This is a genomic window from Aggregatibacter sp. oral taxon 513 (genome assembly GCF_018128305.1).
Taxonomy (GTDB): Bacteria; Pseudomonadota; Gammaproteobacteria; order Enterobacterales; family Pasteurellaceae; genus Aggregatibacter; species Aggregatibacter segnis_A.
This window is the reverse complement of record NZ_CP072381.1, coordinates 446,275-472,009: the sequence shown is the minus strand read 5'-3', so window position 1 is coordinate 472,009 and position 25,735 is coordinate 446,275. Positions and strand designations below refer to the sequence as shown.

The 25,735-nt window shown below is 43.2% G+C and carries 19 protein-coding genes, 1 tRNA gene and 3 rRNA genes; 1 reads left to right on the top strand and 22 read right to left on the bottom strand.

The window, feature by feature from the left end:
* Positions 1–21 precede the first annotated feature (21 nt).
* The 8 genes from mraY to J5A60_RS02415 all read right to left on the bottom strand — a co-directional run bounded on the left by mraY (position 22) and on the right by J5A60_RS02415 (position 9,589).
* Positions 22–1,107: a phospho-N-acetylmuramoyl-pentapeptide-transferase gene (gene mraY, locus J5A60_RS02450; protein ID WP_006717305.1), complete on the bottom strand. Its 1,086-nt coding sequence runs from the start codon at positions 1,105–1,107 to the stop codon at positions 22–24.
* Positions 1,101–2,480, bottom strand: coding sequence for a UDP-N-acetylmuramoyl-tripeptide--D-alanyl-D-alanine ligase (gene murF / locus J5A60_RS02445; protein ID WP_212510462.1), 1,380 nt, complete (start codon positions 2,478–2,480; stop codon positions 1,101–1,103). The genes mraY and murF overlap by 7 nt, the downstream gene beginning before the upstream one ends.
* An 8-nt stretch (positions 2,481–2,488) precedes the next feature.
* Complete coding sequence (gene murE, locus J5A60_RS02440; protein ID WP_212510461.1) at positions 2,489–3,955, bottom strand: UDP-N-acetylmuramoyl-L-alanyl-D-glutamate--2,6-diaminopimelate ligase; 1,467 nt, start codon at positions 3,953–3,955, stop codon at positions 2,489–2,491.
* 61 nt (positions 3,956–4,016) lie between these two features.
* The gene (gene ftsI, locus J5A60_RS02435) at positions 4,017–5,843 is read right to left on the bottom strand and encodes a peptidoglycan glycosyltransferase FtsI (protein WP_212510460.1); all 1,827 of its coding nucleotides are present in this window, start codon (positions 5,841–5,843) and stop codon (positions 4,017–4,019) included.
* A 17-nt stretch (positions 5,844–5,860) separates the two neighbouring features.
* Entirely contained in the window at positions 5,861–6,178 is a 318-nt protein-coding gene (gene ftsL / locus J5A60_RS02430; protein ID WP_006717295.1) for a cell division protein FtsL, read from the bottom strand.
* Positions 6,178–7,146 carry a 16S rRNA (cytosine(1402)-N(4))-methyltransferase RsmH gene (gene rsmH / locus J5A60_RS02425; protein ID WP_048750675.1) on the bottom strand — a complete coding sequence of 323 codons (969 nt, stop codon included), beginning with the start codon at positions 7,144–7,146 and terminating at the stop codon, positions 6,178–6,180. Before rsmH ends, ftsL begins: the two co-directional genes overlap by 1 nt.
* A 109-nt stretch (positions 7,147–7,255) precedes the next feature.
* Positions 7,256–7,714, bottom strand: coding sequence for a division/cell wall cluster transcriptional repressor MraZ (mraZ, locus tag J5A60_RS02420; RefSeq protein WP_048750674.1), 459 nt, complete (start codon positions 7,712–7,714; stop codon positions 7,256–7,258).
* 279 nt (positions 7,715–7,993) lie between these two features.
* Positions 7,994–9,589, bottom strand: coding sequence for a carbon starvation protein A (locus J5A60_RS02415; protein ID WP_212510459.1), 1,596 nt, complete (start codon positions 9,587–9,589; stop codon positions 7,994–7,996).
* 262 nt (positions 9,590–9,851) lie between these two features.
* On the opposite strand from J5A60_RS02415, the gene J5A60_RS02410 reads away from it, so the two are divergent.
* Positions 9,852–10,085, top strand: a complete 234-nt coding sequence (locus tag J5A60_RS02410; RefSeq protein ID WP_048750672.1) for a zinc ribbon domain-containing protein — start codon at positions 9,852–9,854, stop codon at positions 10,083–10,085.
* Between the two features lie 57 nt (positions 10,086–10,142).
* Here the strand turns inward: J5A60_RS02410 and artM are convergent, their stop codons facing one another.
* From artM to spoT, 14 genes are all read right to left on the bottom strand, one after another.
* Entirely contained in the window at positions 10,143–10,823 is a 681-nt protein-coding gene (artM, locus tag J5A60_RS02405) for an arginine ABC transporter permease ArtM (protein ID WP_048750671.1), read from the bottom strand.
* A gap of 2 nt (positions 10,824–10,825) precedes the next feature.
* On the bottom strand, positions 10,826–11,488 hold the full coding sequence (gene artQ, locus J5A60_RS02400) for an arginine ABC transporter permease ArtQ (RefSeq protein WP_109859166.1): 663 nt from the start codon (positions 11,486–11,488) through the stop codon (positions 10,826–10,828).
* A gap of 4 nt (positions 11,489–11,492) precedes the next feature.
* Complete coding sequence (locus J5A60_RS02395) at positions 11,493–12,212, bottom strand: lysine/arginine/ornithine ABC transporter substrate-binding protein (protein ID WP_212510458.1); 720 nt, start codon at positions 12,210–12,212, stop codon at positions 11,493–11,495.
* Positions 12,213–12,231: 19 nt separating this feature from the next.
* Positions 12,232–12,966 (bottom strand): arginine ABC transporter ATP-binding protein ArtP, encoded by a 735-nt coding sequence (gene artP, locus J5A60_RS02390; RefSeq protein WP_212510457.1) that lies wholly within the window; start codon positions 12,964–12,966, stop codon positions 12,232–12,234.
* 144 nt (positions 12,967–13,110) lie between these two features.
* Positions 13,111–13,878 carry a hypothetical protein gene (locus J5A60_RS02385; RefSeq protein ID WP_249113883.1) on the bottom strand — a complete coding sequence of 256 codons (768 nt, stop codon included), beginning with the start codon at positions 13,876–13,878 and terminating at the stop codon, positions 13,111–13,113.
* A gap of 185 nt (positions 13,879–14,063) precedes the next feature.
* On the bottom strand, positions 14,064–14,648 hold the full coding sequence (gene lpcA, locus J5A60_RS02380; RefSeq protein ID WP_212510456.1) for a D-sedoheptulose 7-phosphate isomerase: 585 nt from the start codon (positions 14,646–14,648) through the stop codon (positions 14,064–14,066).
* Positions 14,649–14,810: 162 nt separating this feature from the next.
* Positions 14,811–14,926, bottom strand: a 5S ribosomal RNA gene (gene rrf / locus J5A60_RS02375).
* A 150-nt stretch (positions 14,927–15,076) separates the two neighbouring features.
* Positions 15,077–17,973 (bottom strand): 23S ribosomal RNA (locus tag J5A60_RS02370).
* 200 nt (positions 17,974–18,173) lie between these two features.
* A tRNA-Glu gene (locus tag J5A60_RS02365) sits at positions 18,174–18,249 on the bottom strand.
* Positions 18,250–18,350: 101 nt separating this feature from the next.
* Positions 18,351–19,890 (bottom strand): 16S ribosomal RNA (locus J5A60_RS02360).
* The 16S, 23S and 5S rRNA genes sit together here with 1 tRNA gene alongside, the layout of an rRNA operon.
* 275 nt (positions 19,891–20,165) lie before the next feature.
* Entirely contained in the window at positions 20,166–21,002 is an 837-nt protein-coding gene (gene murI, locus J5A60_RS02355) for a glutamate racemase (protein WP_212510455.1), read from the bottom strand.
* A gap of 30 nt (positions 21,003–21,032) precedes the next feature.
* Entirely contained in the window at positions 21,033–21,530 is a 498-nt protein-coding gene (locus J5A60_RS02350) for a chorismate lyase (RefSeq protein WP_212510454.1), read from the bottom strand.
* Positions 21,523–23,604, bottom strand: coding sequence for an ATP-dependent DNA helicase RecG (recG, locus tag J5A60_RS02345; RefSeq protein WP_212510453.1), 2,082 nt, complete (start codon positions 23,602–23,604; stop codon positions 21,523–21,525). The genes J5A60_RS02350 and recG overlap by 8 nt, the downstream gene beginning before the upstream one ends.
* A complete protein-coding gene (gene spoT / locus J5A60_RS02340) occupies positions 23,605–25,728 on the bottom strand; it encodes a bifunctional GTP diphosphokinase/guanosine-3',5'-bis pyrophosphate 3'-pyrophosphohydrolase (protein ID WP_212510452.1) in 2,124 nt (707 codons plus the stop codon).
* Positions 25,729–25,735 lie beyond the last annotated feature (7 nt).

Sequence of the window (25,735 nt, the reverse complement as noted above, 5' to 3'; positions counted from 1 at the left end):
TGACCGCTCTTTTTGGGGTGATTAACGTAGTTTTAAGGTCACTAAACCAATTAATACCAGCATTAAGGAAATGATCCAGAAACGCACAATAACACGAGGCTCCGGCCAGCCTTTTTTCTCGAAATGGTGATGAATCGGTGCCATCAGGAAAATGCGTTGTTTGTTACGCAATTTGTAGGAACCCACTTGTAAGATCACGGACAGGGTTTCCATGACGAACACGCCGCCCATGATCAGTAATAAAAATTCTTGGCGCACCAATACGGCAATCACACCTAACGCGCCGCCCAACGCTAATGAGCCGACATCGCCCATAAACACTTGCGCAGGGTAAGTGTTAAACCACAAGAAACCAAGACCCGCGCCGACAATCGCCGTACAGAACACAGTCAGTTCCGCGCTGAATTTCAGGTATGGAATGTGCAAGTATTCTGCAAAATTGATGTTACCTGTCGCCCATGCCACCAATGCAAATGCACCGGCCACCATCACGGTCGGCACAATCGCCAGCCCATCTAAACCGTCCGTTAAATTCACGGCATTACTGGAACCGACAATAACAAAGTAAGCCAATACAATATAAAAAATGCCCAGTTGCGGCATAAATTCCTTAAAGAATGGCACAACCAAGCGGGTTGCATCGGTGTCTTTACCGATCGCATACATACCGAAAATCGCCACTAAGGCAATAACGGAAAGCCAAAAATATTTCCAGCGGGCAATTAAACCGTCTGTACTTTTACGGGTAATTTTGCGGTAATCGTCCACGAAGCCAACAGCGCCGTAGCCGAATAAAACGAACAAGCTAAACCAAACATATGGATTGGTTAAATCCGCCCATAATAATGTGCTCACACCGATGGCGAAAAGAATCATGACACCGCCCATCGTCGGTGTACCTTTTTTGGCGAAGTGACTTTCAGGGCCGTCATTGCGTACGACTTGGCCAAACTTCAATAGTTGTAAACGACGAATGACTTTCGGTCCAATCCATAAGGACAATAAAAGTGCCGTGAGCAACGCTAAAATAGCACGCACGGTAATATAGGAAATCACATGGAAATCAGAATTGTATTTGGTGAGAAACTCAGCAATCCAAACTAACATAAAAAATTACCCTTTAATAAATCGATCACGTCTTCCATTTTCATACTGCGTGACCCCTTCACCAAAACAACGACTTTTTGTTGTGTTAATTGTTGTTTAATAATTGGCGTTAAATAAGCGACAAGTTCTGTTTTATCAGTAAAATGGCGTCCAAAATTGACCGCACTTATCACGGAGCTGGAATGTCCAAACGAAATCACCAAATCCAATTTGGCTGCCTGGGCAAACTCACCCACCTCTTGATGACAAAGCGGTGTATTATCGCCTAATTCGCCCATATCACCAACAATAAAGACGCGAAAAGCCGGATATTTTTGCAACACGGAAATCGCGGATTTCATGGAGCCTACATTGGCATTATAGGTGTCGTCTAGTAATAAAAGATTGTCGCAAGGATGAATTGGGAATAAACGCCCTTTCACCAAGGATGGCGTTTCCAATCCTTTTTTTACCTGCGCTAACGTTGCGCCCACATTCATTGCCAGCGCAGTCGCGGCTAAGGCATTAGATACGTTATGTTCGCCTAAATACGGTGAATCAATCTGCACATTGCCTTGTGGCGTGTGCAATACAAAAGACGCCCCTTGTTCGGAGAAGTGAATAGCATCCGCATAAAAATCAGCTTGTGGATTGTCATAGGCAAAATATTGAACGGCATGTTGCCCAATCTCTTTTTGCCATTTTTGTTGATAGTTATGCGCTTGGTTGATGATGGCAACGCCATGATGAGTTAATCCGCGGAAAATTTCGCCTTTCGCTGTTGCAACGCCGTCAAGAGAACCAAAACCTTCTAAATGTGCGGCCATGACATTATTGACTAACGCCACATCAGGCTGCGCCAAGGCGGTGGTATAGGCAATTTCACCAATATGATTGGCACCAAGTTCAATCACTGCAAATTTATGTTTTTCGGTTAAACGTAATAACGTCAGCGGAACACCGATGTCGTTATTAAAATTACCTTGGGTAAATAAAACGTCGTCAAAATCGACCGCACTTTGTTGCAAGATAGAGGCCGTCATTTCTTTTACCGTGGTTTTGCCCGATGACCCTGTCATCGCCACCACTTTCGGATTAATTTTCTCACGCAACCATTTGGCAAGCTGCCCTAAGGCAAGACGGCTGTCTTTCACAATTAATTGGGCAATATTGCCCTCTGTCGGATGTTCAACCACGGCGGCAACACAGCCTTGCTCAGCCGCTTTAACAACGTAGCCGTGAGCGTCAAAATTTTCCCCTTTCAGCGCAAAAAACAAGCCATTGCTCACGTTTTTGCGGCTGTCCGTACTCACGTTTTCAACAATCAAGTTGCCATCACCGATAAGCTGTGCCTCTAAAATGGAGGCGATTTGAGAGAGAGATAATGTAATCATATTTTTTGTTACTGAGATAAATAATGACGGGCAACTTCCTGATCGGAAAAATGATGCTTCGTTTTGCCAATAATTTGGTAGTCTTCATGCCCTTTTCCGGCAATTAAAATCACGTCATTTTCCACTGCACTTTGAATCGCAGTGGCAATGGCCTCTTCACGTTGGTGTATCACTTGCACGGCTTGCGGATGAATAAACCCTTTTAAAATATCCGCCATAATTTGCGTATGATCTTCTGTACGGGGATTATCATCCGTAGCAATGACCTTATCCGCCAACTGTTCGGCAATTTTCGCCATAAGTGGACGTTTACCACTATCGCGATCGCCACCGCAGCCGAAAATACACCAAAGCTTACCATGGCAATGTAACCGTGCTGCCTGTAACGCTTTTTCCAACGCATCCGGTGTATGAGCGTAATCCACGATAACGGTCGGTTTATGCGGAGCATGCAGCATTTCCATCCGACCGCATACGCCAGTTAATTTATGTGCACTACGAATGAGTTTGGCTAAGTCATAACCAAGTGCCAACAAGGTTGCCATGACCAACAATAAATTACTGACGTTGAATGCACCGATAAGTGCGCTTTGTAATTCACCGTTGCCCCAAGAGGATTCAAATTGAATACTAGCGCCTTTGTGATTAAAGGAGACGTTTACCGCCTTCAACCATTTGGCTTGTTGTGGAACAAAATCTGCCTTGCTACTGACCGCAACCGCCTCCGGCATCTCACTTAACCATGCTGCCCCAACAAGATCATCCGCATCAATGATGTGATGGCGGCTATCCAATTCGCTGAATAAACGTTTTTTTGCTGCGGCATAATTTTCCATCGTATGATGATAATCCAAATGATCACGACTTAAATTAGTAAATACCGCCGCACTGAAATGCACAGACTCTACGCGATGTTGTACCAAGCCGTGAGATGACACTTCAATCGCCGCAAAATCTGCGCCTTGTGCTATAAACTCCGCTAGTGATGCTTGGATTTCCACCGCAGAACCTGTGGTATTCGTTGCTTCTTTGACTCGGCCGAATAATCCATTACCGATGGTGCCCATCACGGCGCTGGTATGCCCTAAAATCTGTGTCCACTGTGCCAATAATTGCGCGGTTGTTGTTTTGCCATTCGTACCGGTAACCCCAACCAAGGTTAAACGCTTGGAAGGCTGCTCATAAAACACATCGGCAAGATGTGATAGATGTTCGCTTAAGCGGTAAAAAGCAATCAGCGGAACCTGTTGTTCGTAGCGCACCTGAAGATGTTGCGCCTCAGAATCAGCCTCAAAAATGACCGCACTTACGCCATTTTGCAACGCTTGCGGAATATATTGACGACCGTCGGTTTGATGCCCTTTAATTGCAACAAAAAGACAGCCGGCCTTTGCAGTTCGACTGTCTAATGTCATTTCGGTGAGATTCACATTTTCTGGCATGTGAATCCCGAGAAGATGAGTTAATCGATACATAATGTTTTCTCAATGAATGAGTGAAAAACGCTTTATTTACGCACCGCACTTTATGTCTAATTTAGTTGACTTCACTTGATTTTTTGCTACTCAAACGAACAGTGCGTTTTGTTGTTTTATCCGTTTCAACGCCATCCGGCGGTACATTATTGCTACGCAACGCATAGCTCATGATGCTGGAAAATACCGGTGCGGAAATTGCACCACCATAGTACTGCCCTGCTTTCGGATCATTAATCAGCACCACCAAAGCATAACGTGGGTCGGTAATGGGTGCGATACCTGCGGTATAAGCCACATATTTATCTACATAGCGACCATTTTCCAATTTCTTCGCTGTACCGGTTTTGATGCCTACACGATAGCCTTCGACCATCGCACGGCCATTTTTAATCGCAACTTTTTCCATCATGTTGACGACTTCACGCGTGATTTTTTCAGAGAACACACGTTGTCCCACGACCGGTGGATCCACTTTAGTAATAGAAAGCGGGCGATAAATACCAAAGCTGCCTAAAGTGACATAAGCACGAGCAATTTGTAATGGCGTTGCATTCAAACCGTAACCATAAGCGACGTTAGCACGCTCAATATCAGACCAACGAGCACGGTTAGCATTCAACAAACCGGATTGCTCCCCAATCAAACCTAAATCTGTCGGTTTGCCTAAACCGGCATTTTGATAGGTTTCCATTAAAGCACTCGGCGGCATACGTAACGCTAAACGGCTCACACCGCGGTTACTGGAGTTTTCTAAAATGCCATCTAAACTTAACTGATCACGTGGTGCGACGTCTTTTACTTCATGGCCGTTCAAGATGAGCGGGCCAGTATTAATAATTTCATCACGACGTACTGCCCCACGTTGAAGTGCGGTCAAAACCACGAACGGTTTTACAGTAGAACCCGGCTCAAAGGTATCGGTAATCGCGCGGTTACGCATTAACTCGGATTTTACTCCCACTCGATTATTTGGGTTATAAGAAGGAGCATTGGCCATTGCTAATACTTCACCGGTACGCACATCCACTAATACGGCCGTGCCGGATTCCGCTTTATTCTCGGCAACCGCTTTCTTAATTTCACGGTAAACCATGGATTGTAATTTTTCATCAATGCTCAATGTCACGTCTTGTGCATCATATTTCTTCACATCAGAAATATTTTCAACAATGTTACCGAATCGGTCTTTACGATATGTCATGGAACCGGATTTACCCACTAACATGGAATCAAAGCTTTTTTCAATGCCTTCAATACCTGCGCCATCAATATTGGTATAACCAATCAAATGGGCTGTTTCTTCCACGCGAGGATAAAAGCGGCGCGCTTCCATTTTTAGGATAATGCCGGTAATTTTTAATTCTTTAACATACTGTGCAAGCGTTGGTGAAATTTGACGAGATAAATAGACAAAACGGGATTTCGGATCTTTTTCAACGCGCTTAACCAAATTGCTATAAGAAATCCCTAACGCTTCCGCCAATTTTTGCCAACGTTCTTTGTCTTTTAACGAATTTTCATCAAAAATAAATTTTGGATCCGCTACCACAGAATACATCGGCACACTCACCGATAACAGTTGGCCATTACGATCTAGAATAGAACCGCGAACAAATTGAATTTCTTGTGTGCGTAAAGAACGTTTATCCGCCTCCCCCATCAAAGAGTCAGCATTGATAATTTGCATATAAGCCGCTTGAGCAACCAATGCCATCAAGCCCAAGAAAACACTGGTTAACGCCCACAAATAACGCCCTTTTAAGAAACTTCTTTCATAAACCATTTTAGGCTTATTCGGTTTTACCGAAGAAGTATTTTGTGCCGACGGTTTAGGGTTATTCTTTTTCGCTTGTATCGGCTTAATTGATTTATTAAATTTAACCATATTTGTGATTTCCGCGTTTATTCAAGAATAACAACTTCTTGTTCTGGGGTTGCTCGTTGCATGCCGAATTGCTTGGCAATAGCTTCTATGCGTGTATTATCGCTGAGGGTTGCTTCTTCTAATCTTAAATTAAGATATTCATTTTCAAGCGCTTGATGTTGTAAAACCAAATCACCTTTCTCTGCCACTAATCCACGCGTTTGATGAGTAAGCCAAACCGTTCCTAATGCACTTAGCGTAATCGCCAGTAATAAAATCAACACCAATTTGTTTGATGTAAATAAATCTTCGAGAATAATGTTTCGCAAAGGGAATCTATCGTTATTTTCTAACATTAGCTTAATCTCTCCGCAATTCTTAAGACGGCACTACGTGCTCTTGGGTTTTGGGCAATTTCCTCATCACTTGGCATAATCGCTTTGCCAATCACTTTTAAGGTTTGATTACGTTGAATTTGGTCTTCGCGCAGTGGCAAACCTTTAGGAATATCTTCGCCTTGGCTTTGCTTACGCATAAAATGCTTCACCATGCGATCTTCCAATGAATGGAAACTGATAATTGATAAACGCCCGCCCGGGGCTAACACAGTTAATGCGGACTGCAAGACTTTTTCCAGCTCATCTAACTCTGAATTAATAAAAATACGAATGGCCTGAAAGCTTCGTGTAGCAGGATGTTTATGTTTATCTTTAAATGGCACAGTCTGTGCAATTAATTCAGCGAGTTGTAACGTACGTGTTAAACATTCGCCGCCATTTTGCACCGCACTTTTATTATAATTCACGATGGCCGAGGCAATTTTCTTTGCAAAACGCTCTTCACCAAACGTTTTTAAAACCCACGCCAAATCTTGTTCAGAAACATATTGTAACCATTCCGCTGCGGACATGCCTTTACTATCATCCATTCGCATATCCAACGGGCCGTCTTTCATAAAACTAAAACCGCGCTCAGCATCATCCAATTGCGGAGATGACACACCAAGATCAAGTAAAATACCATCAATCTTGCCGACTAAATTTAACTTCTCACAAATAGGTAAAATATCTGAAAATGCGCTGTGTTCGATATGAAATCGTGAATCTTGAATTTTTTGGGCTTCAGCCACAGCTTTAGGGTCTCGGTCAATGGCAATTAATCTACCGTTAGCCGATAACTTAGAAAGGATTAATCGGGAATGCCCCCCGCGACCAAACGTACCGTCAATATAAATGCCGTTTTCTTTTAAAGCCAAGCCATCAACGGTTTCATGTAACAAAACCGTCGCATGTTCAACTGATGAAAATGCATTTAAATGACTCATAAATTATTACCGGTGATATTTAAAAATAAAAATATAATTTAAAGATAAGATAGAGCGGCATAATTGCCGCTTATCTTTTGCTAGTGCCGCTGTTCGGTGAGTTTTACTCTTATAATGACAGCGTTTTTAATTCTTCTGACAGTGCAAAGCTATCTGTTGCACCTAATGCCATGTCTTTTTCAATTTGAGCCTGCCACTCGGCCTCGCTCCAAATTTCAAATTTATTTAATTGTCCAACAAGCATGATGGATTTTTCTAATTTAGCGTGCTGGCGTAAAGGACTACTAATTAAAATTCGTCCAGCACTGTCCAATTCACACTCAGTGGCATAACCCAGCATCACTCGTTGTAAGGTACGTTGTAATGGATCAAAATTAGAAAGCCCGAGCAATTTTTGCTCAATAGTTTCCCATTCTTTTAACGGATAAAGCAATAAGCAAGGTTGACGAATATCTACGGTACAAACCATTTGTCCCTGGTTCTGTTCCAAAAGCTCGGCACGATAACGGGTAGGAATAGAAATTCTTCCCTTCACATCCAAATTAATCGTTGCCGCACCACGAAACATTTTTTCTCACCTTAGTTGTTCTGTTTATTTCAATTTGGGAGTTCAACCCCAAAATTTTCCACAAAAAAACACTTTTTACCACTTTTGATTAATTTTATTATTTGTGTGTATAAGTTGCAAGCAATTTAATGAGATGTATCAGGAAAGTTTTATCTATTTTTAAGTTGAATATACATTTAGATATGAAGGAATCATCAGATAAAAAATACCCTGTTAATCTTCATCAACAGGGTATTTTATTTTTAGTCTTTACCGCTAAAAGTGCGGTCAATATTTTTGCTATTTCGCAAGGCTATCTACTAAAGATTCCGGGTCAGCTTCATTAGAACGTTTAACTAAAGCGAAGAACAACGCGACACAAACAATTGTTGTCGCAAAGCCTAGGTAAACTGACAATTGATAGTCTAAACCGAAACCGATTTTGTTGTAATACAAATAGGTTGCACAGACAGTAGTAATAAACCATGCAGGGATAGATGCCACCCAGTGGAATTTATGATAGCGGTATAAATAAGCTGCCGCTGTCCATAACATTACCATTGCAGTCATTTGGTTTGCCCAAGTGAAGTAACGCCATAATACGCTGAAGTCGATGGTTGAAACAAAATAACCTAATACGAACAATGGCACTGCAATTAATAAACGTTTAGGAAGTGAACGTTGATCAATTTTGAAAATTTCCGCTAATTGTAAACGTGCTGCACGGAATGCCGTATCCCCAGAAGTAATTGGAAGTACAACAACACCTAATACCGCAAAGATACCACCAATGAAACCTAAGAAGTGTAATGAGCTGTCATATACTACTTTAGATGGTGAACCTGCGGCGATCGCATCTTGTAACGCTTGCGGGTTCTCATAGAATGCAAGACCTACCATACACCATATTAATGCAATAATACCTTCAGTAATCATCGCTCCGTAGAAAATGAAACGACCTTCTTTTTCATTTTCAGCACAACGCGCCATTAATGGGGTTTGTGTTGCGTGGAAACCGGATAATGCACCACAAGAAATGGTTAAGAACAATAATGGCCAAATTGGCACATCACCTTTCACTTGGAAGTTTTGAGTGAATTTCTCTAATGTTAAACCTTGACCGTCTGCATCAACCGTACGGAAGAATTCGATAGGATCTACCGCACTGAAATGCGCGGATACTAAACCGTACACCATACCTACAGACATAAAGAGTAATAACGCACCAAAGAGTGGGTAAATACGGCCGATAATTTTGTCAATTGGTAACAAGGTTGCAAGAATATAGTAAGCAAAAATAATCGCAGTCCATACGGAAACCACTGTTGCTTTATCCATTCCCCATACGGTTAAACCACCGGCTTCAACAGCTTTATGAACCGCTTCGGCATCACCTAATTGCAATGCGCCTTGAGATGCACCCATGACGTCCATAGTGATCGTACCCATTAATTGAGCCGGGCTTGCAACGAAAACAACGCCAACTAATAAAAGAAGAACAAGCGCTAAAACGTTGATAAAGACTTTTACTGGACGACCTAAGAATTTACCGGCTAAGTAAGGCATGGTTGCACCACCATGACGAATACTTAACATACCGCAGAAATAGTCATGTACCGCACCGGCAAAAATACATCCGATAACAATCCACAACATCGCCACAGGTCCGTATAAGGCACCAAGAATCGGACCAAAAATCGGACCGGTACCGGCAATGTTTAATAATTGAATTAACCAAATTTTGGTTTTAGACATCGGCATGTAGTCCACACCGTCATTGACTTGGTAGGCAGGTGTTTGACGTTTAGGGTTAATGACAAAGATTTTTTCAATAATTTTGCCATAAACTGCATAACCTAAAATCAACACCAGAACACAGAAGAAGAACCACAACATATGAAAATCCTATGGAAAGAACACATAACGTGTTCGGGTTAATATTTAACTATTACTCCTATATGAGTAAAGCCGCGCTATTTTAGGCTTCTGCTACAATGAAGTAAATAAACGACAATCTATCGATTCAGAATATCTTTGCAAAATGTGATATCAGTCACGTTTTTAAATTGAACTAAAAAGTGCTGTATAAATTTCTTGCGTTTTAAACAAAAATCACTACATTGTGCTTTTCTTAAAATTTGATCTCATCGGAGAAGTCATGTTACACCGTTGCCCGGAATGCCGTAAAAAAATCAGCGAAAGTGCAGAATCCTGCCCAAACTGCGGTTTTTCCTTTAAACCGGAGAATCTTGAAACTTACAAGAAAAAACTGGAAGAACGCCGTTTGCAGAATGAAGAAATTAATCGCAAGAGCGTGAAGCTACACTTAGTTTGGGCCGCAATTTTTGCGGTGGTTTTACTCGTAGCAAGCTGGATAACAAACCATGCATAAAAAATCCCAAATAAATTTGGGATTTCAAAACATTCGAAAAAATAACCGCACTTAATTCTAGCTGCGCATATCCAACCGTTCAAAAGCAAGCACTTGGTTTTCCAGCTTACGCAATAACAACGTCGCAATACCGGTAATCACGAGATAAATACCACCTGCAATGCCATAAATGGTGAGCGCATCATATTCTGTGCCGTAAAGCTGACGAGCGTAACCCATGATGTCCATAATAGTAATCGTGGAAGCGAGAGCCGTTCCTTTAAACACTAAAATGATCTCATTAGAGTATGAAGGCAAGGCCCGTTTTAATGCATATGGAAGTAAAATTTTCAAGGTTTGCAAACGGCTTAGCCCAAGTGCTTCACAACTTTCCCATTGGCCTTTAGAAATCGCTTTAACCGCGCCATGGAATAATTGGGTAGAATAGGCCGCACTATTTAACGCCAATGCTAACGCAGCACAGAACCAAGCATTCGAAAACAGCAACCACAACGGGCTGTCCACAATCCACTGAAATTGGCCCGGACCAGCATAAATGAGGAAAAACTGCACCAATAAAGGTGTGCCGGTAAATAAAGTAAGATATAAATTGACCGCACTTTTCACCACTTTATTACCAATAGAAAGTAGTATGGTAAACAACAGTGCCAACGTAAAAGCAATTGCCAATGAAACAACCGTTAATAGCAAGCTGGTAGGAATACCTTGTGCAATCACGCTTAAATATTCTTGAAACATAATTACACTTCCCTTTCAAAACGAGTAAAACGCAGTTCTAATTTACGAATACCGACTTGACTCACTAATGTCACTAAAAGATAAATCAACGCGGCAATACCATACCAAGTGAAAGGTTGGTGTGTATTCGTATTAATCAGCTGTGCTTGACGCATCAGATCATCTACACCAATTAAAGAAATCAACGCTGTGTCTTTCAACAATACCAACCATTGATTGCTCAACCCCGGCAATGCATGGCGCCACACTTGTGGCATGATAATATGAAGGAAAGTGTAGCCTTTACTCAATCCTAATGCTGTTCCAGACTCCCACTGACCTTTAGCAATCGCCTGAATAGCGCCACGGAGTGTTTGTGAAGCATAGGCTGCAAAAATTAAGGACAATGCGAATACACCGCAACCGAATGCACCGAATTCGACGTATTCGCCGGTGAGCAATTCAACCAATTCGCTAGAACCAAAATAAACCAACAACACGACCAGAATTTCCGGTAAGCCTCGCAATAAAGCAATAAATACCGCTGTAGGTTTACCAACGAAACGATTAGCTTCTAACACGGCAAATAGCATGCCTAAAAAAAGCCCTAACACTAACGAACAAACCGCAAGCCCTAAGGTCATCAGGGCCGCGGTCAACATTAAAGAAAAATAATCAGAAAACATAGGATTATTTGGTCATCCATTTATCGTAGATTTTTTGATATTCGCCATTGGCTTTAATTGCCGCTAAACCTTTATTGAAGCTTTCTGCTAATTCTTTGCTAGATTTATTCAATGCAATACCAAAGCCATTACCAAAATATTTTTTATTATTCACCTTATCGCCAATAAACTGGACGTTATCTTCTTTGGAAATCATATCCGCAAGCACTGCTGTATCACCAAAGATAATATCAATACGCCCATTTTTTAGATCCAGTACCGCATCTTGTAAGCTGGCATAGGATTTCACGCTGTATTGTTTTGTTTCCGCTACTGTATATTGCTGATAGGTCGTCCCATTTTGTACACCAACATTTTTCGCATTTTCTAAAGTAGCTTTGCCTTTTAATGCAACATAGCTGGCTGTGCTGTCGTAGTATGGGTCAGAGAATAATACTTGTTTACCACGAGCCTCAGTAATATCCATCGCAGAAATAACCGCATCAAAACGTTTTGATCTTAAATTAGTAATCAAAGAATCAAATGCCTCGCCTTTAAAATGGCAGGTAGCTTGAATTTCTTTACAGATAGCGTTGGCAATATCCACATCAAAACCGATGATTTCACCTTTTTCATTGGTGGATTCAAAAGGCGGATAACTTGGCTCCATAGCAAAAGTTAAGTCTTGTGCATTAGCCGCCATGGCGGAGCCTAATAAAATTGCGCTTAAAAGTAATTTTTTCATTCTATTTTCTCCTTTCAGATTAAATGTTGTGTGAGAGATATTGTTTAAAACGTTCTGTTTGTGGTTGTTCAAAGCAGGTGCTGTCACCGGTTTCGATAATATGCCCCTGTTCCATATACACCACTTTGGTCGCTACTTTCTTCGCCACATTCACTTCGTGAGTAACAATAACCTGAGTAATTCCGGTTTGTTGCAATTCTTCAATAATAGAAACGATCTGAGCAGTAATTTCCGGATCTAATGCAGCAGTTGGTTCGTCAAATAACAATACTTGCGGTTTCATCATTAACGCGCGAGCAATCGCCACCCGCTGTTGTTGACCGCCGGATAAATGTAGCGGGAAACGCTCCGCGTGTTCTTCCAAACGCAAACGTTGCAATAATTCCATCGCCTGTTGTTTGGCTTCTGTCTCGCCCACACCGAGAATTTTCATCGGTGCTTCAATGAGGTTTTCCAACACCGTCATGTGCGGCCATAAATGATACTGTTGAAACACCATACCCACATCACGACGCAATTGGCGAATTTGTTTCGGATCAGTATTGGCAGACAAATCAAATTGATTATTGGCAATACTCAATTCGCCCGATTGTGGCACTTCTAATAAATTTAATGTTCGAATCAACGTACTTTTGCCCGCACCACTAGGCCCCAGTAATACCAATACATCACCATCATCAGCAACTAAATTAATATCAAACAAGGCCTGGCTTGAGCCATAAAAAAAATTTAAATTTTTAACACTAATTGTCATTGTTACTTATACTCTTACATCAAATTACGGTTAAGATGAAAATATATTATGCTTTTATGAATAATTATGCAACTCAAAGTATTAAAAAATCCCAAATAACATTGGGATTTTAAAAAACATATAAAAAAATGACCGCGCGTTAAGTTAATAATACTCATATTTATAGGTCGTCTTGGTTACCCACTCACCTTTCTCATTATACATGACACTTTCAATCACATTGCCCTGTTCATCGAATCGGTGTTTAGTCTTGTAGCTCTCATTAGACACACGACCATCCTTATCAATAAACTGACGCTTGATTTCATGATGATTTTTATCATAGGTGATTTCTACCCTAAGATCATTAAATGAACCATTTTTAACAAAAGAATCATCATCAAAATAACGATACGTCTCGCAATCTTCAATTTTCTCTTTCTCACTTATGTCGCAAACTTTGCTTAATCGCGCATCATCATAAAAATAGGTCAAAACCTGATTGGCATTATTGGTTTTAGGATAATACATTTGATCTTTCAACAAATTGCCTTTCGCATCATAAATCATTTGATGATGTCCATCTTCCCAATCCGGTAACGTCGGTTTTTTATAAACATAAACCAGCTCTTTCTGTATCCCCGTCCCATCGTCATTTTCCTGATATTGATAGAGCGCTACAAAATAAGATGGAGCAGTATCATCTTTGTTCTCGGTAGAGAGCACCACCTCTTCGCTATTCCGCTCTATCAAACGATTTTTATCATCATAGTGATACGTATGAAACCGCGTACTTTGGTTATAACTCTCTTCAGTATCCCGCTCTTCCTCTTTGACTAAAAACCCCTGCGCATTATAAAAAGACTTTTTATAATTCGTAAGCGGATCGCCTTCTTCTATGGCTTCGGGATTATCTTCCGAATAAGACTCCACCGATTTTACCTTACCCTATAAATGATTTTGCTCCCAATCTGTCAGTATCGGAAACAATGCTAATGCCGAACCGGCAAAAGAACATAACAAGACAACCAACAATAATCTACGCATAATACCCCTTTAAGAAAAAAGTGCAGTCAAAAATCCTCTTGTTTTTTGACCGCACTTTATACGTGAATACCTTATTCCGCTTTTGCCATTTCAAATTCAATTAACATCATCAAAATATGAATAACTTTAATGTGAATTTCCTGAATGCGATCTGCATAACCAAAATGAGGCACTCGAATTTCTACATCTGCAATTCCTGCCATTTTACCGCCATCCTTACCAGTCATGGCAATGACTTTCATTCCTTTCACTTTTGCTGCTTCAATAGCATTAAGCACGTTTTTGGAATTTCCAGAGGTGGATAAACCAAACAATACATCACCTTTTTGCCCTACTGCCTCTACATAACGAGAAAACACATAATCATAACCAAAATCATTACTCACACAGCTTAAATGGCTAACATCGGAAATAGCAATTGCCGGGTAACCAGGGCGATTTTCACGATAACGCCCTGTTAATTCTTCAGCAAAATGCATCGCATCACAATGAGAACCGCCATTACCACAAGACAGCACTTTACCACCTTGTTTAAAACTCTCTGAAATCAATAACGCTGCTTTTTGGATTAATTTGATATTATTCTCATCAGATAAAAATTTATTTAATACATCAGCCGCTTCAGTAAGTTCAGCTTTAATTTTATCAAAGTACATCTGCTTCTCCTTTAAAGTAAAATTCGCTAGATTGTATGAAAAAACACAAGATCTCTCAACGTAAATTAGGTTCTAATTTAAAATATTCCGCTTTACTTTCTATTTTCCAATACCCCCAAAAGCAAAAACCCCCGATGCACTCACATCAGGGGTTCGTATCAGGCTTGGCGGTGACCTACTCTCACATGGGGATGCCCCACACTACCATCGGCATTACGGCGTTTCACTTCTGAGTTCGGTATGGAATCAGGTGGGCCCACCGCACTATCGCCGCCAATATTCTTTATGATTTCTATCTCTTCTTATTCGCGTCTTCTTAATCTAAAAACAAGCCTTCTCTCAACTCTCTCTTCTACGTCCATTCTCTTAACTGTTATCCTTCCAACTCGCTCATGTCCAGGGTAACCCCAAAAACACTTGAGCGTTGTATGGCTAAGCCTCTCGGGCAATTAGTATGCGTTAGCTCAATGTATCACTACACTTATACACCGCACCTATCTACGTCTTAGTCTTAAACAACCCTTACTGTCTTAAAGACAGGGAGAACTCATCTCTTGGCAAGTTTCGTGCTTAGATGCTTTCAGCACTTATCTCTTCCGCATGTAGCTACCCAGCAATGCCTCTGGCGAGACAACTGGAACACCAGTGATGCGTCCACTCCGGTCCTCTCGTACTAGGAGCAGCCCCAATCAATTCTCCAACGCCCACGGCAGATAGGGACCGAACTGTCTCACGACGTTCTAAACCCAGCTCGCGTACCACTTTAAATGGCGAACAGCCATACCCTTGGGACCTACTTCAGCCCCAGGATGTGATGAGCCGACATCGAGGTGCCAAACACCGCCGTCGATATGAACTCTTGGGCGGTATCAGCCTGTTATCCCCGGAGTACCTTTTATCCGTTGAGCGATGGCCCTTCCATGCAGAACCACCGGATCACTATGACCTACTTTCGTACCTGCTCGACTTGTCTGTCTCGCAGTTAAGCTTGCTTATACCATTGCACTAACCTCACGATGTCCGACCGTGATTAGCAAACCTTCGTGCTCCTCCGTTACTCTTTGGGAGGAGACCGCCCCAGTCAAACTACCCACCAGACACTGTCCGAGACCACGTTTCGTAATCTTCGTTAGAACATCAAACGTTAAAGGGTGGTATTTCAAGGACGACTCCATAATCACTGGCGTGACTACTTCAAAGTCTCCCACCTATCCTACACATCAAAATTCAATGTTCAGTGTCAAGCTATAGTAAAGGTTCACGGGGTCTTTCCGTCTAGCCGCGGGTACACCGCATCTTCACGGCGATTTCAATTTCACTGAGTCTCGGGTGGAGACAGCCTGGCCATCATTATGCCATTCGTGCAGGTCGGAACTTACCCGACAAGGAATTTCGCTACCTTAGGACCGTTATAGTTACGGCCGCCGTTTACTGGGGCTTCGATCAGGAGCTTCTCTTTCGATTACACCATCAATTAACCTTCCAGCACCGGGCAGGCATCACACCCTATACGTCCACTTTCGTGTTTGCAGAGTGCTGTGTTTTTAATAAACAGTTGCAGCCAGCTGGTATCTTCGACCGGTTCAACCTTCGCCCGCGAGGGACTACAATCTACGCCGGCGCACCTTCTCCCGAAGTTACGGTGCTATTTTGCCTAGTTCCTTCACCCGAGTTCTCTCAAGCGCCTGAGTATTCTCTACCTGACCACCTGTGTCGGTTTTCAGTACGGTTTAGATAAACCTGAAGCTTAGTGGCTTTTCCTGGAAGTGTGGTATCAGTTACTTCAGCTCCGTAGAGCCTCGTCATCATCTCTCAGTGTTAAGGAAGTCCGGATTTGCCTAAACTTCCCACCTACCAACTTAAACGTGCATATCCAACAGCACGCTAACCTAACCTACTCCGTCCCCACATCGCAGTTTATCCAAGTACGGGAATATTAACCCGTTTCCCATCGACTACGCTTTTCAGCCTCGCCTTAGGGGCCGACTCACCCTGCCCCGATTAACGTTGGACAGGAACCCTTGGTCTTCCGGCGAACGGGTTTTTCACCCGTTTTATCGTTACTTATGTCAGCATTCGCACTTGTGATACGTCCAACAGCCCTCTCGAACCATCTTCATCCGCTTACACAACGCTCCCCTACCCAACAGACTTACGTCTGATGCCGCAGCTTCGGTGCTATATTTGAGCCCCGTTACATCTTCCGCGCAGGCCGACTCGACTAGTGAGCTATTACGCTTTCTTTAAATGATGGCTGCTTCTAAGCCAACATCCTAGCTGTCTAAGCCTTCCCACTTCGTTTCCCACTTAATATAGACTTTGGGACCTTAGCTGGCGGTCTGGGTTGTTTCCCTCTCCACGACGGACGTTAGCACCCGCCGTGTGTCTCCTGAGTATCACTCTTTGGTATTCGTAGTTTGCATCGGGTTGGTAATCCGGGATGGACCCCTAGCCGAAACAGTGCTCTACCCCCAAAGGTGTCCGCTCAAGGCTCTACCTAAATAGATTTCGGGGAGAACCAGCTATCTCCCGGTTTGATTGGCCTTTCACCCCCAGCCACAAGTCATCCGCTAATTTTTCAACATTAGTCGGTTCGGTCCTCCAGTTAGTGTTACCCAACCTTCAACCTGCCCATGGCTAGATCACCGGGTTTCGGGTCTATACCTTGCAACTAGCCGCCCAGTTAAGACTCGGTTTCCCTTCGGCTCCCCTATTCGGTTAACCTCGCTACAAAATATAAGTCGCTGACCCATTATACAAAAGGTACGCAGTCACCCTTTCGGGCTCCCACTGCTTGTACGTACAAGGTTTCAGGTTCTATTTCACTCCCCTCACCGGGGTTCTTTTCGCCTTTCCTTCACAGTACTGGTTCACTATCGGTCAATCAGGAGTATTTAGCCTTGGAGGATGGTCCCCCCATCTTCAAACAGGATATCACGTGTCCCGCCCTACTTGTCGTTAGCTCAGTACCACAAAAGTATTTTCGAGTACGGGATTATCACCCTCTACGATTCGGCTTCCCAGCCAATTCCTCTAATACTTCCGCTATCACTAACAGGCTCCTTCGCTTTCGCTCGCCGCTACTCACAAAATCTCGGTTGATTTCTTTTCCTCGGGGTACTTAGATGTTTCAGTTCTCCCGGTTCGCCTCATTATCCTATGGATTCAGATAATGATAGTAGGTTCTTCACCCACTGGGTTTCCCCATTCGGACATCTTGGATTAAACGCCTCTTATCGACTCATCCAAGCTTTTCGCAGATTAGCACGTCCTTCTTCGCCTCTGATTGCCAAGGCATCCACCTTGTACGCTTTGTCACTTAACCATACAACCTCAAGTATTCTTACCTTATTATTTAAATAATATTAAACAACAACTTTCAAACACTTCAGCTACGATTAATAACAGTTAATTAAGAGCAATCGCCTTTTATCAATCACTCTCACTCAGACTTTCTTGAAAGTCTCGTTTTCAGCTTGTTTCCAGATTTTTAAAGAACAGTAAAGATGAAAAATCATCTTTAAATGGCGTCCCCACGGGGATTCGAACCCCGGTTACCGCCGTGAAAGGGCGATGTCCTAGGCCTCTAGACGATGGGGACAGCATGTAAAGATGCTCTCTTCTCTTTGATATTGTTGTTCTTTCCTTGTCTACAACCATCAAACAAACTGTGTGAACACTTAAAGTCGAGTCTATCTTTGGTAAGGAGGTGATCCAACCGCAGGTTCCCCTACGGTTACCTTGTTACGACTTCACCCCAGTCATGAATCATACCGTGGTAAACGCCCCCCCGAAGGTTAAGCTATCTACTTCTGGTACAACCCACTCCCATGGTGTGACGGGCGGTGTGTACAAGGCCCGGGAACGTATTCACCGCGACATTCTGATTCGCGATTACTAGCGATTCCGACTTCATGGAGTCGAGTTGCAGACTCCAATCCGGACTTAGACGTACTTTGTGAGATTCACTCCACCTCGCGGCTTCGTCGCCCTCTGTATACGCCATTGTAGCACGTGTGTAGCCCTACTCGTAAGGGCCATGATGACTTGACGTCATCCCCACCTTCCTCCGGTTTATCACCGGCAGTCTCCTTTGAGTTCCCGACCAAATCGCTGGCAACAAAGGATAAGGGTTGCGCTCGTTGCGGGACTTAACCCAACATTTCACAACACGAGCTGACGACAGCCATGCAGCACCTGTCTCATGGTTCCCGAAGGCACTCTCATATCTCTACAAGATTCCATGGATGTCAAGAGTAGGTAAGGTTCTTCGCGTTGCATCGAATTAAACCACATGCTCCACCGCTTGTGCGGGCCCCCGTCAATTCATTTGAGTTTTAACCTTGCGGCCGTACTCCCCAGGCGGTCGATTTATCACGTTAGCTTCGGGCACCAAGCTTAAAGCCCAATCCCCAAATCGACAGCGTTTACAGCGTGGACTACCAGGGTATCTAATCCTGTTTGCTCCCCACGCTTTCGCACATGAGCGTCAGTACATTCCCAAGGGGCTGCCTTCGCCTTCGGTATTCCTCCACATCTCTACGCATTTCACCGCTACACGTGGAATTCTACCCCTCCCTAAAGTACTCTAGACTCCCAGTCTGAAATGCAATTCCCAGGTTAAGCCCGGGGATTTCACACCTCACTTAAAAGTCCGCCTGCGTGCCCTTTACGCCCAGTTATTCCGATTAACGCTCGCACCCTCCGTATTACCGCGGCTGCTGGCACGGAGTTAGCCGGTGCTTCTTCTGTATTTAACGTCAATTTGTCGTGCTATTAACACAACAACCTTCCTCAATACCGAAAGAACTTTACAACCCGAAGGCCTTCTTCATTCACGCGGCATGGCTGCGTCAGGGTTGCCCCCATTGCGCAATATTCCCCACTGCTGCCTCCCGTAGGAGTCCGGGCCGTGTCTCAGTCCCGGTGTGGCTGGTCATCCTCTCAGACCAGCTAGAGATCGTCGGCTTGGTAGGCTATTACCCCACCAACTACCTAATCCCACTTGGGCTCATCCTATGGCATGCGGCCTTGCGGTCCCGCACTTTCGTCTCTCGACTCTACGCGGTATTAGCGACAGTTTCCCGTCGTTATCCCCCTCCATAAGCCAGATTCCCAAGCATTACTCACCCGTCCGCCACTCGTCAGCAAGAAAGCAAGCTTTCTCCTGTTACCGTTCGACTTGCATGTGTTAAGCCTGCCGCCAGCGTTCAATCTGAGCCATGATCAAACTCTTCAGTTCAAAAAGTTTAATCGCTCAATACTGCTAGCCAAGTAATCTATCTATAAATAAATAAACGTTTTTCGTAGCACTATTCAGTTCAATTTTAAAATCTTTAATGATAAAAACGAATCTTCAAGTGCCCACACAGTTTGTCTGATTGATTGTTAAAGAACAAAAAACGACGCGCGGTTTTATGCTTTACAACGGCGCGTCGTTGTGGGGGCGTATTATAGGCATTTATCACGACCTTGCAACCCCTTTTTGCGATTTTTTGCAAAATATTTTTTAACTGATTATTTTTTGTTAAATTCGAACAAAATTTCGCTATCAAAATCCAATAAAGTTAATTTTTCAAAGCCCAATGAATGAATAAGCTCTAATAGGCTATCTTCTTTTACAAGCGGCTTAGTACAAAACACTTGAGAATTTATTTGATTTTTTGACCGCACTTTTACGTCTTTAAGTAAAGATTTCACCCGTTTCGCAATTGCCGCGCCGGAATCAATAAAATACTTAACTTGCGGTAAACATTGCTGAATTTCAGATTTAATCAGCGGGAAATGCGTACATCCCAGTACGACAGCATCCAAATCAGGTATATTTTCCCATTCGCTCAATTCTGCTTTTATCTCATTTAAATCAATAGGATATCCATGCAACTTGAGCTCTGCCAACTCCACTAATTTTGTACTGCCAATTTTCTCGACCTGACAAAAAGAGGCATATTTATCAATTAAATCCGATAAATATTGACGTTTTACCGTTCCCTTAGTAGCAAGCAATCCAATATGCTTGCTTTGCGTTTGTTCTGCCGCAGGTTTAATCGCCGGTACCGTACCAACAATAGGAATGGAAAAATGTTTACGCAATACCGGCAAAACCACCGTACTTGCTGTATTACAGGCGATAACAATAAGATCTAAAGGGTGCATATTGTCGATACGTTGGCAAATCTTTAGCGTACGCTCAACAATACCGTCTTCAGGCTTTTCAGAATAAGGAAAATAAGCGTTATCAAAACAATATAAATAATGATAATCTGGCAGAAGCTGTTTAACTTCCTGATATACGCTCAAGCCTCCAACGCCTGAATCAAAAAAAAGAATGGTGGGTTTGGATTGAATATTCATGGGTCATTTTATATAAAAATTTGCGTAATTTTATTCGCTTATCAAGCTGTTCTCAAGGAAAAGCTCGCTAATGAGCAACGGCATTTCTTGCACTAAGAATAGCGAACGGCGTGCATATAAACCACCTGCCGAATCTTGTGCCCATTGAGTCCCCAACCGTTGCGGCGACAATGCAAAAAGCCATTCCCCAATCGGCTTATCGCCTAATGTGGACAGTGATTGATAATGGGTAAATAACCCTTTAGAAATTAACGTACGCGCTGCCACCCAAGGTTTTCCATCACCATGCAATACCACTTCACGACACCAGTAAACTCCCTCGGACAAAAGTACGGTCTCATTTTCAAATGTTTTTTCTATCCATTTTTCCGACCGCACTTTCACCTCAAATTGATGGCAATGTTGCTTCAACTTAGCAGTCAGCGAGCCTTTTTCAAATAACCAATGCTGAACGTAAAGGGGAATGTTCTGAACCTCTGGCGCCTCTTCGGGTTGCCAAGTAAAACGAGCAAAAATCGAATCAGGCATTGCTATAAATCTCTCGATTATTAAGCCATCGGCGAATGAGCAATTCTGCTGTTTGCGGATATTTGAGTACCAATTGTTTAGCATAAAATTGGACGGTTGGGAGCATTTTACGATCACGCATAAGGTTTGCCACTTTGAATTCGGTTATGCCGGTTTGTTTCGTACCAAGCACTTCGCCCGGACCACGAATTTCGAGATCTTTTTCCGAAATAACAAAGCCATCTTGCGTATCCCGCATGACTTGCAGGCGTTTCTGCGAAATTTTGCCAAGTGGCGGTTTATACATCAAGACACAAAAAGAGGCTGTACTTCCTCGCCCCACTCGCCCGCGAAGCTGATGAAGCTGGGAGAGTCCTAAACGCTCAGCATTTTCAATGATCATTAAACTGGCATTTGGCACATCCACGCCTACTTCAATCACTGTGGTGGCAACTAACAAATCTAGCTCGGCAAGCTTGAATTGCTCCATGACGGCTTGTTTTTCACTTGGTTTCATCCGCCCATGGACTAAGCCAATACGCAAGTGCGGTAAGATTTTATGAAGATCTTCTGCTACCGCCTCCGCAGCCTGAGCTTCCAGCACTTCCGATTCATCAATCAGGGTACAAACCCAATAAGCCTGCCGCTTTTCCTGTGTGCAGGCCACATTGACCCGCTCGATAATTTCCGCACGACGCTCTTCAGAAATGGCAATGGTCGTAATCGGTGTTCGTCCGGGTGGCAGTTCATCAATAATTGAGGTGTCTAAATCAGCATACACGGTCATGGCAAGCGTGCGTGGAATCGGTGTAGCGGTCATAATAAGTTGGTGAGGATAAACGCCTGCTTGATTACCTTTTTCACGCAGCATTAAACGTTGGTGTACACCAAAACGGTGTTGCTCATCCACAATCACCAAACTCAGATTATGAAATGCGACTTCATATTGGAATAGGGCGTGTGTCCCCACCACCATTTGAACCGTACCGTTTTTTATTTTTTCCAGCTCGGCAGTGCGCTGCTTCCCTTTGACTTTTCCTGCCAACCAACCGACTTGAATACCAAGCGGCTCAAACCAACAGCGGAAATTCGTAGCATGCTGTTCCGCCAAAATCTCCGTTGGTGCCATTAACGCCACTTGTTTGCCATTATCGATTGCCGTCAACGCCGCCAGTGCCGCGACCAAAGTTTTACCGGATCCTACATCCCCCTGCACCAACCGCATCATCGGGTAAGTCTGAGCGATATCTTGCTCAATGTCTTCCGTCACCCGCAGCTGTGCCTTCGTTGGTTGGAAAGGCAACTGAGCTAAAAAACGTTGTTTTAAATTGGATCGAGGAGTTAAAGACTCGGCTAAATTTGCTTGAATTCCTGACCGCACTTTTTGCATCGCAAGATTATATGCCAACAATTCTTCAAAAATCAGGCGCTGTTGTGCTGGGTGTTTGCCTTCTTCTAAGGTGGCCAACGAAATATCCGGCGGCGGATTATGCAAAAATTGAATCGCCGATTTCAAATCAAAAGGATGGGGATTAAACCCTGCAGGCAGTAACTCAGCTAAAGGCGTTTTCTCTAATACTAACAAAGCTTGCGCAATTAATTTACGCAATGACGTTTGTTTTAATCCTTCTGTGGCAGGATAAATAGGCGTTAGCGTTTCCGCCAAAATGAGAGGCTTATTATCATGAATAATTTGATATTCAGGATGATGAATCTCTGCCATAAAACGCCCACGGCGTACTTCGCCAAAAGCTTTCACCCGAGCGCCGGGCTGTAGGCTATTTTTCATGCCGGCATTAAAGTTAAAAAAACGTAATGCTAATTTGGATGTGCCATCAGAAAGGTAAACCATAAGCATGGGGCGACGGCCAAATTGCACCTCTGCGCTTTGGACTACGCCTTCAATCGTGGCGTACTGGTCAGCCTGTAAATCGGCAATAGGCGTGATTCGGGTGCGATCTTCGTAACGAAGGGGAAGGTGAAATAGCAAATCCTGTAAATTAAAAATACCCAATTTGCCTAACTTTTCCGCTATCGCGGCACCAACACCGGAAATGGCTGTAAGCGGAATCGCGTCTAATAATTGGGTATTCATTTATTGATTAATGTTACGTTCAATGCTGATTAATTCAGGAATAGCTTTAATTTTACGAATAATTTGTTCGAGATGTTTTTTATCTTTAACCGTCAAAAGCACGACGATTTGATACAAACGCCCTTCCTGCTCTTCCGTCCAAATACTTTGAATATTACTGTCCATAGACGAAATAGCGGACATCAGATGCGGTAATGTGCCTTGTTGGTTGAGCATTTCAATACGCAGTTCCGCTTCAAATTCAAGTTGAGCGCTACTTTTTTCCCAATCAACAGACATATAATGTTTTGGATTATCTTTGCGATCTTTCAGGTTTGAGCAAGCTTCATGATGAATAACCAAGCCTTTACCCGGACTGGCGTAAGCAATAATCGGGTCACCCGGCACCGGATGACAACACTGTGCAAACGTGGTCAATAAACCGCCATTCGCATTGATTTCTAATGGACTGCTATTGTTGTCCGGATTGCCATCTGTATCAATTTCGATAGATTCCCCTAACAAGCGGTGCGCGATCACGCTGCTCATTTGGTTACCTAAACCGATTTCCATAAATAAATCATCCAAATCGGCTAATTTAAGATCGATCAATACATTTCGTACATATTCAGGGGTGAGATCATCTAATTTAATTGGACTCAAAGCATGTACGAGTTGACGTTTACCGGATTCAACGGCTTCATCATGACGTAAATTTTTCAATGCATGACGGATACTTGAACGGGCTTTGGCGGTAACCACAAAATTCAGCCATGCGGCATTCGGCTTAGCATTCGGTGAAGTGACAATATCAATGGTTTGCCCGGATTCCAGCGCTTGGGATAACGGATACGGTTTGCGATCCACATTTGCGGCCACACAGTTTTTGCCTATATCCGTATGCACCGCGTAGGCAAAATCGACCGGTGTTGCGCCTTTTGGCAATTCAACAATCCGCCCTTTCGGGGTAAAAACATAAATTTCTTTCGGGAAGAATTCGGATTTTACACTTTCAATGAATTCAAACGAGTTACCCGCACTTTGTTGTAGCTCGATTAAACTTTGTAGCCAGCGTTGCGCTTTAATTTGTGCCGTTGTGCTGTCGTTGCGTCCACCTTGTTTATAAGCCCAATGTGCCGCCACGCCCATTTCAGCCATTTGGTCCATTTCTTCGGTACGAATTTGCACTTCCACGGGTACACCGTGTGGACCAATCATTGACGTATGCAACGACTGATAGCCATTCGCTTTTGGCACAGCAATGTAATCTTTTACCCGCCCAGGACGTGGTTTATAAAGACTGTGCATTTGCCCCAAGACGCGATAGCAAGTATCCAAATTATCTACGACGGTACGGAACGCATAAATATCCATAATGGAATGAAACTGCTGATCTTTTAAGCGCATTTTTTGGTAAATGGCATAGAGATGTTTCTCACGTCCAAACACGCGTGCTTGAATGCCCACATCGTCTAATCGGCCTTTAATTTCTGCCGAAATACGCTCAATCATATCTTTGCGATTACCGCGTGCGATTTGCACAACTTTTTGCAGAACGGCATAACGCTGCGGATGCATGGCTTCAAAGCCAAGATCTTCCAGTTCATTTTTGATGTGTTCGATACCCAAACGATGCGCTAGAGGGGCGTAAATTTCTAACGTTTCTTTAGCGATACGACGACGTTTATCAGGACGCAATGCGCCAAGCGTGCGCATATTATGGGTACGGTCGGCAAGTTTGATAAGAACAACGCGAATATCCTTGGTCATTGCCAGGATCATTTTGCGGAAGTTCGCCACTTCCGCTTCTTGACGCGTTCTGAATTTGAGTTTGTCGAGCTTTGATACACCTTCAACAATTTCGGCCACACTAGCGCCGAATTCATCTTTCAACTGTTCTTCGGTATAAGGCGTATCTTCAATGACATCATGTAACAAAGCCGCCATAACAGCTTCATGATCTAATCGCATTTCAGCAATGATAGACGCCACGGCGACAGGATGGGTGATATAGGGCTCACCGCTAGAGCGTGCTTGTCCTTCGTGTGCATCGCGAGCAATCACAAATGCACGTTTAACCAATTCAATTTGCTCAGGTGGCAAATACCCCTGAATAATATGATGTAAACCTTCGAATAAATACAAAACACAC

Bases quoted from the DNA above. Each gene is read 5' to 3' on its own strand.
- mraY (WP_006717305.1), bottom strand. From the start codon at position 1,107: ATGTTAGTTTGGATTGCTGAGTTTCTCACCAAATACAATTCTGATTTC.
- murF (WP_212510462.1), bottom strand. From the start codon at position 2,480: ATGATTACATTATCTCTCTCTCAAATCGCCTCCATTTTAGAGGCACAG.
- murE (WP_212510461.1), bottom strand. From the start codon at position 3,955: ATGTATCGATTAACTCATCTTCTCGGGATTCACATGCCAGAAAATGTG.
- ftsI (WP_212510460.1), bottom strand. From the start codon at position 5,843: ATGGTTAAATTTAATAAATCAATTAAGCCGATACAAGCGAAAAAGAAT.
- ftsL (WP_006717295.1), bottom strand. From the start codon at position 6,178: ATGTTAGAAAATAACGATAGATTCCCTTTGCGAAACATTATTCTCGAA.
- rsmH (WP_048750675.1), bottom strand. From the start codon at position 7,146: ATGAGTCATTTAAATGCATTTTCATCAGTTGAACATGCGACGGTTTTG.
- mraZ (WP_048750674.1), bottom strand. From the start codon at position 7,714: ATGTTTCGTGGTGCGGCAACGATTAATTTGGATGTGAAGGGAAGAATT.
- J5A60_RS02415 (WP_212510459.1), bottom strand. From the start codon at position 9,589: ATGTTGTGGTTCTTCTTCTGTGTTCTGGTGTTGATTTTAGGTTATGCA.
- J5A60_RS02410 (WP_048750672.1), top strand. From the start codon at position 9,852: ATGTTACACCGTTGCCCGGAATGCCGTAAAAAAATCAGCGAAAGTGCA.
- artM (WP_048750671.1), bottom strand. From the start codon at position 10,823: ATGTTTCAAGAATATTTAAGCGTGATTGCACAAGGTATTCCTACCAGC.
- artQ (WP_109859166.1), bottom strand. From the start codon at position 11,488: ATGTTTTCTGATTATTTTTCTTTAATGTTGACCGCGGCCCTGATGACC.
- J5A60_RS02395 (WP_212510458.1), bottom strand. From the start codon at position 12,212: ATGAAAAAATTACTTTTAAGCGCAATTTTATTAGGCTCCGCCATGGCG.
- artP (WP_212510457.1), bottom strand. From the start codon at position 12,966: ATGACAATTAGTGTTAAAAATTTAAATTTTTTTTATGGCTCAAGCCAG.
- lpcA (WP_212510456.1), bottom strand. From the start codon at position 14,648: ATGTACTTTGATAAAATTAAAGCTGAACTTACTGAAGCGGCTGATGTA.
- murI (WP_212510455.1), bottom strand. From the start codon at position 21,002: ATGAATATTCAATCCAAACCCACCATTCTTTTTTTTGATTCAGGCGTT.
- J5A60_RS02350 (WP_212510454.1), bottom strand. From the start codon at position 21,530: ATGCCTGATTCGATTTTTGCTCGTTTTACTTGGCAACCCGAAGAGGCG.
- recG (WP_212510453.1), bottom strand. From the start codon at position 23,604: ATGAATACCCAATTATTAGACGCGATTCCGCTTACAGCCATTTCCGGT.